General features: G+C 61.9%; 10 protein-coding genes. 7 read left to right on the top strand and 3 right to left on the bottom strand.

Annotated elements, in window-relative coordinates:
* Positions 1-346 (bottom strand): DNA translocase FtsK 4TM domain-containing protein (locus tag GZ093_RS18335; RefSeq protein WP_296488819.1); only part of this gene is annotated, 346 nt, incomplete at its 3' end.
* A 52-nt stretch (positions 347-398) separates the two neighbouring features.
* Between GZ093_RS18335 and trxB the strand changes: the two genes are divergently transcribed.
* The 3 genes from trxB (at position 399) to rpmG (ending at position 1993) form a co-directional block, all read left to right on the top strand.
* Positions 399-1349, top strand: a complete 951-nt coding sequence (trxB, locus tag GZ093_RS18330; RefSeq protein WP_296488817.1) for a thioredoxin-disulfide reductase — start codon at positions 399-401, stop codon at positions 1347-1349.
* Between the two features lie 228 nt (positions 1350-1577).
* Positions 1578-1811, top strand: coding sequence for a 50S ribosomal protein L28 (gene rpmB, locus GZ093_RS18325; RefSeq protein ID WP_011465452.1), 234 nt, complete (start codon positions 1578-1580; stop codon positions 1809-1811).
* Positions 1812-1822: 11 nt separating this feature from the next.
* Entirely contained in the window at positions 1823-1993 is a 171-nt protein-coding gene (gene rpmG / locus GZ093_RS18320; RefSeq protein WP_011465453.1) for a 50S ribosomal protein L33, read from the top strand.
* A gap of 62 nt (positions 1994-2055) precedes the next feature.
* Here rpmG and GZ093_RS18315 read toward each other — a convergent pair whose 3' ends face one another.
* Together GZ093_RS18315 and GZ093_RS18310 are read right to left on the bottom strand one after the other, a co-directional pair.
* On the bottom strand, positions 2056-3270 hold the full coding sequence (locus GZ093_RS18315) for a fatty acid desaturase (protein ID WP_296488813.1): 1215 nt from the start codon (positions 3268-3270) through the stop codon (positions 2056-2058).
* Between the two features lie 131 nt (positions 3271-3401).
* Complete coding sequence (locus GZ093_RS18310; protein WP_296488811.1) at positions 3402-4673, bottom strand: RsmB/NOP family class I SAM-dependent RNA methyltransferase; 1272 nt, start codon at positions 4671-4673, stop codon at positions 3402-3404.
* Positions 4674-4871: 198 nt separating this feature from the next.
* Between GZ093_RS18310 and GZ093_RS18305 the strand changes: the two genes are divergently transcribed.
* The 4 genes from GZ093_RS18305 (at position 4872) to GZ093_RS18290 (ending at position 9690) form a co-directional block, all read left to right on the top strand.
* Positions 4872-6299: an efflux transporter outer membrane subunit gene (locus GZ093_RS18305; RefSeq protein WP_296488809.1), complete on the top strand. Its 1428-nt coding sequence runs from the start codon at positions 4872-4874 to the stop codon at positions 6297-6299.
* An 81-nt stretch (positions 6300-6380) separates the two neighbouring features.
* The gene (locus GZ093_RS18300; protein WP_296488808.1) at positions 6381-7730 is read left to right on the top strand and encodes an efflux RND transporter periplasmic adaptor subunit; all 1350 of its coding nucleotides are present in this window, start codon (positions 6381-6383) and stop codon (positions 7728-7730) included.
* Positions 7727-8485 carry an ABC transporter ATP-binding protein gene (locus GZ093_RS18295; protein ID WP_296488806.1) on the top strand — a complete coding sequence of 253 codons (759 nt, stop codon included), beginning with the start codon at positions 7727-7729 and terminating at the stop codon, positions 8483-8485. The genes GZ093_RS18300 and GZ093_RS18295 overlap by 4 nt, the downstream gene beginning before the upstream one ends.
* Positions 8485-9690, top strand: coding sequence for an ABC transporter permease (locus GZ093_RS18290; RefSeq protein WP_296488804.1), 1206 nt, complete (start codon positions 8485-8487; stop codon positions 9688-9690). Before GZ093_RS18295 ends, GZ093_RS18290 begins: the two co-directional genes overlap by 1 nt.
* Positions 9691-9810 lie beyond the last annotated feature (120 nt).

Raw genomic sequence — 9810 nt, 5'->3', positions numbered from 1 at the left:
GCTGCATACTGAGCAGATCACGCCCGCGCAACCAGCGCGCCAGGCCGGTCAGCCAGGTGCGCAGCGCCGCCGCCACACACCACCAGACTGAAAACCCGAACACGTAATAGCTGGCGTCGGCCAGCCAAGCCCCCGGCGGCCCGGCGCGGTTCATCACCTGAGCGCCACTGCCCGAGGTCGACCAGGCTGCATCCTGCGCGGAATAGGTCAGCAGCGCGACCAGCCACAGCAGCAACAGAACAAAACCGAGCAACAGCCCCAGTTCGTCGGTGAAACGGCGCCAGCCAGACGCCAACGGCGCAGCCGCAGTGCGCCCAGAAGTCAGGGTATTGAGAGAATAAGTCATACTATCCCGCACTGTACACGGCACACTCGCTTCTTCTGAAAAGGATTACACAATGTCAATAACAACCCATGCCAAAGTTCTGATTCTGGGCTCCGGCCCCGCTGGCTATACCGCGGCCATTTACGCCGCGCGCGCCAACCTGAAGCCCCTGCTGATCACCGGCATCGCGCAGGGCGGCCAATTGATGACCACCACCGAGGTCGACAACTGGCCCGCTGACGTGGACGGTGTGCAGGGACCCGACCTGATGCAGCGCTTTCTGGCGCACGCCGAGCGATTCAAAACCGAGATTGTGTTCGACCAGATCAACGCGGTAGACTTTTCCAAGCGCCCCTTCACATTGACGGGCGACAGCGGCACGTACACCTGCGACTCCCTGGTGCTGGCCACCGGTGCGTCGGCCCAATACCTGGGCCTGCCCTCTGAGACGGCGTTCATGGGGCGCGGCGTGTCGGGCTGCGCCACCTGCGACGGATTCTTCTACCGCGACCAGGCCGTCTGCGTGGTGGGCGGCGGCAACACTGCGGTTGAAGAGGCGCTGTACCTGTCCAATATTGCCAGCAAAGTTTATTTGGTTCACCGCCGGGACAAGTTCCGCGCCGAGCCGATCATGATCGACAAGCTGATGGAAAAGGTCAAGAGCGGCAAAATTGTGCTCAAGACCTCCAACACGCTCGATGAAGTGCTGGGAGACGCCAGCGGCGTGACCGGTGTGCGCCTGAAAGACGTCAACACCGGCAGCACCGAAGAGCTGGCCTTGCAGGGCTGCTTCATTGCGATTGGCCACACCCCAAACACCGAGATTTTCAAAGGTCAACTCGAGATGGAGGGTGGCTACATCATTACTCAGGGCGGCAACAAGGGCTTTTCCACGCAGACCAGCGTGCCCGGCATTTTTGCCGCGGGCGACGTGCAGGACCACATCTACCGGCAGGCCATCACCAGCGCTGGCACCGGCTGCATGGCAGCACTGGACGCGCAGCGCTTTCTGGAACAGGAATAAGCGACTGCGCGCAAGGCTAGGCTCGGCGGCGGCGCCCGAGCCCGCTATAATCGCAGGCTTTGCTGAACTTCGGCCTGTGAAGGCTTGAGGGCAGCAATCGGGTTACCGCCACCCTTTTCTTGGCGAGGTGAGGCTTGAGCGAGATCGGAAGTCGTTGTTAAGGCAATTTGTTTTAACGATTCTTTTTTGATCGACAGTGAAAGCCGTTTTAAGTATCGGAGTGTCCACATGGCACGCGTATGTGAAGTCACGGGCAAAGGCCCGATGGTGGGAAACAAGGTTTCTCACGCCAACAACAGAACCAAGCGCCGGTTCCTGCCGAACCTGCAATACCGCCGTTTCTGGGTCGAGACCGAAAACCGCTGGATTCGTCTGCGGATTTCGAACGCAGGTCTGCGTTTGATCGACAAAAACGGTATTGATGTTGTGCTCGCAGATCTGCGTGCACGTGGTCAGGCATAAGGAGCAACACCATGGCAACCAAAGGCGGACGCGAAAAAATCAAGCTGGAATCTACAGCTGGTACCGGTCACTTCTACACCACCAGCAAGAACAAGAAAACCATGCCCGAGAAAATGCTGATCAAGAAATTTGATCCCAAAGCTCGCAAGCACGTGGACTACAAGGAAATGAAACTGAAGTAATTCAGTCTTTCTGACCCAAAAAAAAGCCCGCTCTTGGCGGGCTTTTTTGCGTCCTTGTTTTTTCAGGCCTGCGCCGCCCGCAACCGCATGGAGAACTCCCGCAAGGCCGCAATACCGCTGGCCTCGGCCTGGTGGCACCAAGCTTGCAGATCAGTTGCCAATTGCTCGCGGGTATGCGAGCGGTTCAGCCACATCTGGCGTAACTCTTCACGCATCAGCACCATTTTGTCGAGTGTTGGCGATGCCGCCCGGGCCAGCGCCAACTGGGGCACGGCAGCCATGGGCACTTTGTCTGCATCCCGGTGCAGCCAGCGTCTGGCAGCTTGGATGACCGCGGCATCGGCGTGACGCGACTGCAGCGCTTGCAGCTCGTCCTTGAACGCACGCCGCATGTCTTTGGCGTAACCGGCCATGATTTCATAGCGGTTGGAGATCAGCGCTTCCAGCGTCTTTTCGTCCGCCACCAGGCGCGCTTCACCCAAAGCCAGTTTCGGTGGCGTCTTCTTGACGGTCGCCAGGCCAACGCGCTGCATCAAGCTGATGTACATCCAACCAATGTCAAACTCGTAAGGTTTGACTGACAATTTGGCTGACGTGGGGTAAGTGTGGTGGTTGTTGTGCAGCTCTTCGCCGGCAATCAGGATGCCCCAGGGTGAGATGTTGGTACTGGCGTCCGAAACCTCAAAATTGCGGTAGCCCCAGTAATGCGCCGCGCCGTTCACGATACCGGCCGCCATCACAGGAGTCCAGGCCATCTGCACCGCCCAGACCGCCAGGCCGGCAGCGCCAAACAGGGCCAGATCGATCACCAGCATCAAGCCCACACCCGCCGAGGAAAAGCGGCTGTACACATGGCGCTCCAGCCAGTCCTTGGGCGTGCCATGGCCATAACGCGTCATGGTCTCTGCGTTGGCGGCCTCTTTGCGGTACAGCTCATAGCCCTGCAAGAGCACGGTTTTGATGCCATAGACATGTGGGCTGTGCGGGTCTTCAGGCTGCTCGCACTTGGCGTGGTGCTTGCGGTGAATCGACGTCCACTCTTTGGTGACCTGGCCCGTGGTCAGCCACAGCCAGAACCGGAAGAAATGGGAGGCCACCGGGTGCAAATCAAGCGCGCGGTGCGCCTGGTGCCGATGCAAAAAGACCGTCACGCTGATCATGGTGACGTGGGTCATGGCCAAGGTGAACAACACCATTTGCCACCAGTTCAATGACCAAAATCCGTTCGCCAGCCAGTCAAGCAAAGCATTCAATGCAGCCCAATCAGGTAACAACATAGTCAAAAATTTCTCAAGTGGGTTTGATAAATATCAGGTTCAACTTGCGGTTACCTGCAAGCGGGCGATTTTAAGACGCCTACCTTTTCAACCCGCTGTTGCAGCCGCAATTGGGGCGGCAGCGAATAAGGTCAAATTTTTTGCCAAACCGCCGCAAAAAAACCATCGGTGTGATGGCGATGCGGCCACAAACGCAGGTAACGCTGGCCCGTCTCGCCGCCGCTGCACAGTTTGGCCGCGTCTGCCACTTTCAAACCCGACAGCACTTCACCCGCCTCCAGGGGCGCAAATTCCGGATTGGACTCAGAAAACGCCTGCGCAATCGCCTCGTTCTCTTGCACCAGCATGCTGCAGGTGGCGTACACCAAGCGACCGCCGGGCTTGAGCAGTCGCGCCGCGCTTTGCAGAATGGCGGCCTGGGTCACGGCCAGGTCGGCCACCAAGCCCAGGTTTTGTCGCCATTTCAGGTCCGGATTGCGCCGCAAGGTGCCCAGCCCCGAACATGGCGCGTCCACCAGCACGCGGTCAATCTTGCCGGCCAGGCGCTTGACACGGTCATCGCGCTCATGCGCAATCGCGGCCGGGTGCACATTGGACAAACCACTGCGGGCCAAGCGCGGTTTGAGGGCATCGAGCCGGTGCGGCGAGGTGTCAAAAGCGTAGAGCCGACCGGTGCTGCGCATGCCGGCACCAATCGCCAGCGTCTTGCCGCCCGCGCCCGCACAAAAATCGACCACCATCTCGCCGCGTTTAGCGTCCAGCAGCATGGCCAGCAGTTGCGAGCCCTCGTCCTGCACCTCAAACGCGCCTTTGATGAAACCTTCAAACTTGTTCAGGGTCGGCTTGCCAGCAATGCGCAGTCCCCAGGGTGAATAAGGTGTGTTGACGGCCTTGATGCCGGCTAGCGCCAGCTCCTTTTGCACGTCGGCGCGCTTGGCATTGAGTGCATTGACGCGCAAATCGAGCCCGGCGCCCAGGTTCAGGCTCTCGGCCAGCGGCCAGAATTCATCGCCCAGCTGGTCTTTGAGCGGTTGCACCAACCATTCGGGCAAGTTGTGGCGATGGCGCTCCATCAAATCGGCCACATTGATCTTTTCGCACTGGTCAAGCCAATTCTTCTCTTGGTCGGTCAAGGCGCTGCGCAGGAAGTCGCCGGGGCCATAGAAGCCCAAAATCGCCAGTCGGCGCTCCTTGGGGCCACTGCCCGATGGGGCAAAGTGGTCGAACAGCAGTTTTTTGCGCAAAACGGTATAAACCGTGCCAGACAAAGTGGCACGTTCGCGCGGCCCCAGGCCCCGGTTGTCGCGAAAAAATTTCGCCACAATGGCGTCGGTGGGGTGGTCGAATTTAAGGCTGAGCCGAACCAGTTCGGAACAGACGTCAAGGAGGGCTTTTGGATGCATAGCGGCGGATTGTCCCATGCCTGACCAATTTCAACGCCCGTTCCATGAATGTACGCCCTGGCGCCGATCGCTGGTTTCGGCCAGCCACCCAGTGGCCGGACAAGGCCTGTTTTACACGTCTTCACCGCGGAGCAACAATGAGGGAGTAGGCTTCCCTCACAATGGCTACTTCCACGGAACCTCATTCTGCAAGCACCTATGACCTTAAAAACACATGAAGCCTCAAGGTCTGGCCGAGGCAGCGTCAGCACCCTCGCGCTTGCCGTATTGACCTCGTTCGCTGTGACAGGTTGTGCATCCTTGTTGGGCAAGACCGGGCAGACGCCTGATCTTGAGATACCCACGCACTGGTCCACCACCGTGTCGTCCAACAACGTGCCAGCCGCGTCCAGCTCGCTGGCGCAATGGTGGGAAGGGTTCAATGACCCCCATTTAGGCACATTGGTCACACAGGCCTTACAAGCCAACACCAGCATCCGCTCGGCGCAGGCCGCGCTGCAGCAGTCGCGCGCCCTGCGTGATGTCAAGACGGCGGGCATGCTGCCCGGTGTCAACGCTTCCGGGTCAGCCGGACGCAGCAAGTCGGGCGACAACGAGGCAAGCAACAGTTTCAGGGCCGGCCTGGACGCCAGCTGGGAACCCGACATCTTTGGCGGCAAGCGCAGCACTTTGATCGCCAGTGAGGCCGACGCCCAAGCGGCGGAGACCACGCTGGCCGATGTGCAGGTGTCGATCGCCGCCGAGGTGGCGCTGGCCTATATCCAGTTGCGCGGCCAGCAGGCGCAGCTACTGATCGCCCAGAACAACCTCGCCAGCCAGTCCGAGACCTTGCAGATCACCGACTGGCGCGCGCAGGCCGGGCTGATCACCTCGCTCGAAGTGGAGCAATCGCGCGCCGCTACCGAGCAAACCCGGGCCCAAGTCCCGGCGTTGGAGGCCAGCATTGCCAAAACCCGGCACAGTCTGGCAGTGCTGACCGGTCAGCCACCGGACTCGCTGCAAACGCTGACCACCTCGCCGACCCCCGTGCCGCAGGCGGCGCCCGACCTGGCTTTGACCATTCCGGCGCAAACGCTGCGCCAGCGCCCCGATGTGCGCACTGCAGAGCACCGCATCACCGCCGCACTGGCGCGGGTCCGGGCGGCCGACGCGGCGCGCTACCCGGGTTTTTCTATCGGTGGCTCACTCGGGCTCAACGCCTTGACACTGGCCGGCCTCACCAATGGCGCGACGCTGGCCTCCTCCCTGTTGGCCAGCGTTTCAGTGCCCCTGTTTGACGGCGGCGCCGCACGTTCGCAAGTGCTGGCGCAAGAAGCGGCGCTGGAGCAGGCCCGGGTCAACTACCAGGCCGTGGTGCTGACTGCCCTGAAAGATGTCGAAGACGCCTTGGTGGCGCTACAGGGTGACCGCTCCCGCCTGATTCACCTGCAAAGCGCCGCCACCGCGGCGGCCAACGCGGACCTGATGGCGCAACAGCGCTACAGCAGTGGTCTGATTGACTTCCAGACCGTGCTGCAAACCCAGCGCACGTTGCTCAGTGCGCAAGACAGCGTGGCGAGCACCCAGGCCGACATCAGCGCCGACCATGTGCGCCTTTACAAGGCGCTCGGTGGTGGCTGGAACTGAACGCCGTGGGCGGCGCGCTCTCACCGCCTACCGCAAACGCTCCCATTTTTTGAATAAAAAGACGAATTGGCAGACTTCACCATGACCAACCCGAACGCCCCCAGCACCCCTTCCCCTTCTGCCACCCCGGCGGACTCGGGCGAAGCCCTCTCGCGCATCGACCTGCAAACCCTGCTCAAAGAAAGCCCCAAGCGGACCTGGTGGCGCCGCACCACGCTCTGGCTCGTACTGGGCGTGCTGGTGTTATCGAGCGTGGGCTACTATTTTTGGCAAGCCAGCGCGGCGCGCAAGGCTGCCCCCGTGTTTGTGACCGAGCCCGCCGCAAAAGGCGACCTCACGTTGACCGTTTCGGCCAACGGCACCCTGCAGCCCACGCGCTCCGTGAGCATCGGCAGCGAGCTCTCGGGCACCGTGTTGCGCGTGCTGGTGGATGTGAACGACCGCGTCAAGAAAGGCCAGGTGCTGGTCGAGCTCGACACCGCCAAACTCAATGACCAGGTCACACGTTCGCGCGCCGCCTTGAACGCAGCGCACGCTCAGCTGGCGCAGGCGGTGGCCACCGTCAGTGAGGCTCAGGGCAACCTGGGCCGCCTGGAAGAAGTGGCGCGCCTGTCCGGCGGCAAGGTGCCGTCCAAAGCCGAACTGGATACCGGCCGCGCCACGCTGGCGCGTGCTCGGGCCGCCGAGTTGAGCGCCCGCGCCAGCGTGGTGCAGGCGCAGGCGACGGTGTCCACCGACGAGACCAACCTGTCCAAGGCGTCGATCCGCTCGCCCACGGACGGCGTGGTGTTGACACGCACGGTGGACCCCGGCAACGCGGTCGCCGCCTCGCTGCAGGCCGTCACCTTGTTCACCGTGGCTGAAGACCTGAGCAAGCTGCGGCTGCAAGTCAATGTGGATGAAGCCGACGTCGGCACCGTCAAGGTCGGACAAAAGGCCCGCTTTACCGTCAGCGCCTACCCGGCGCGCAAATATCCGGCCACGATCACGCGCGTGGCCTTTGGCTCCACCATTACTGAGAACGTGGTGACTTACATCACCTATATGGATGTGGACAACAAGGACCTGAGCTTGCGCCCCGGCATGACGGCATCGAGCACCATCACCTCGACCGAGCTGAAAAATGTGCTGCTGGTGCCCAACACCGCACTGCGCTTCTCTCCGTCTGTCAACGGCGGCGCCGCAGGCGCAGCCAAAAGCGGTGGCATCATGTCGAGCCTGATGCCGCGCATGCCACGTGGTGGCGGACGCAAAACAGCAGGTGACAGCGGTCAGTCCAAGCAGGTATGGGTGCTGCGCGATGGCGCGGCCGTGGCCGTGAACGTCAAGCCCGGCATCAGCGACGGCCGCATGACGGAGATCACCGGCGGCGATCTGCAGCCCGGCATGCTGGTGATCACCGACCAGCGCACGGCAGGGGCCGCGCCATGAGCGAGGCCCCGCTGATCCAACTCAAGGGGGTCACCAAGGTTTATGGCCAGGGCGCCACCGCCTTGCAGGCGCTCAAGGGCGTTGACCTGAGTATCACGGCGGGTGATTTTGTTGCCATCATGGGCCCGAGCGGCTCGGGCAAGTCCACCGCGATGAACATGCTGGGTTGCCTGGACTCCCCCACCACGGGCGAGTATTTGTTCAATGGCGTGCACGTCGAAACCCTGTCGCGCGACCAGCGCGCGCTGTTGCGCCGGCGCTTTCTGGGCTTTGTCTTTCAGGGCTTCAACCTGCTCGCACGCACGTCGGCGCAAGAAAACGTCGAACTGCCGCTCTTGTACCGGGGCGAATCCACCAAAGCGCGCCATGCCGCTGCCAGCACAGCCCTGGCCTCGGTCGGCCTGGCGGGCTGGGAGCACCACACGCCCGCCGAGTTGTCGGGTGGCCAACAGCAGCGCGTGGCGATTGCCCGCGCCATCGTCACCGAGCCCGCCGTCCTGCTGGCGGACGAGCCCACCGGTAACCTGGACACTCAGCGCAGCCGCGAGATCATGGAGTTGCTATGGGGCCTGAATGTGGAGCACGGCATCACGGTGCTGATGGTCACGCATGAAGCCGAGATGGCCGCCTACGCCAAGCGCATCGTGCATTTTGTTGACGGCGTGGTGGATAACGACACGCGCAATCCGCATCCTGCCGGCTTGCATGAAGCCGCCGCCTCGCCTGTCACACAAGCGAAACTGGAAACCGCCTGATGCTGCTCAACACCCTGCTGCTCGCCCTGCGTTCGATCCGGCGCAACCTGTTGCGCTCGTTCCTGACGATTCTGGGCATTGTGATTGGCGTCAGTGCCGTCATCACCATGGTCACCCTTGGCAACGGGGCCACACTGGCGATCCAGAATCAAATTTCGGGCCTGGGCACCAACCTGCTGCAAGTGCGCCCGGGTCAGCGCATGATGGGTGGCGGTGGCGGTGGCGCCCCGTCCTTCAAGGAAGTCGATGCCGATGCGATTGCCACCCAGATCGGCGGCATTGCCGCCGTGGCACCCGAGGCACGCACCGGCGGCACCCTGGTGGCCAATGGGCGTAACTGGAACAGCAGCTTCATTGGCAGCAGCAACAACTGGCTGATCACCGGCAATTGGAAAATCGCGCAGGGGCGGGAGTTTTCCAATGATGAGCTGACCGCCGGCGCCGCCGTCTGCCTGATTGGCGAGACCGTGCGGCGTGAGCTGTTTGGCAGCCGAGCGGCGCTGGGTGAACAGCTGCGTGTGAAGCAAATGTCTTGCACCATCGTCGGCCTGCTAGCCTCCAAAGGCCAGGGTGCCTTTGGCAACGACCAGGACGACGTGGTGCTGCTGCCGATCAAAACCCTGCAGCGCCGCATCACCGGCAACACGCGCGTCAACACCTTGCTGGTGTCAATGACGGACGGCAGCGACCCCGAGCGCGTCAAAGCCGGCATCACCCAGCTGCTGCGCGAGCGCCGAAAACTGGCGCAAAGTGAGGAAGACAACTTCAATGTGCTCGACACCAAGCAACTGGCCGACACCCTGTCGGGCACCACCAAGGTGCTGACCACGCTGCTGGGCGCCGTGGCCGCCGTGAGCCTGCTGGTGGGCGGCATCGGCATCATGAACATCATGCTGGTGAGCGTGACCGAGCGCACCCGCGAAATCGGCCTGCGCCTGGCCATTGGCGCCATGGAGCGCGAGGTGCTGCTGCAGTTTCTGATTGAAGCCGTGGTGCTGGCCGCGCTCGGCGGCGTGATCGGCATCGTGCTGGCGACTGGCGCCTCCATTGTGCTGGCAGGCGTGATGGACGTGCCCTATGTCTTTAACCCGATGGTCAATCTGGTGTCGTTTTTGTTCTCGGCCGGCATTGGTGTGCTGTTCGGCTACTTCCCGGCGCGCCGGGCAGCCCGGCTGGATCCGATTGAAGCGCTGCGGCATGAGTAAAAACAATAGCTACTCACGCTAATTCCACGAATACGAAGGGACTTCCCGCTTCCCGGTAACGGCATCAAGTGCCAAGATTGGTTTTGGAAGTCAATCTGTAACCTTTTGAAGGAGAAGTCC

Origin of the sequence: Rhodoferax sp. (genome assembly GCF_010365055.1) — a bacterium.
In the GTDB taxonomy this organism is placed as follows: domain Bacteria; phylum Pseudomonadota; class Gammaproteobacteria; order Burkholderiales; family Burkholderiaceae_C; genus Rhodoferax.
This window is presented reverse-complemented; position numbering and strand designations above follow the sequence as displayed.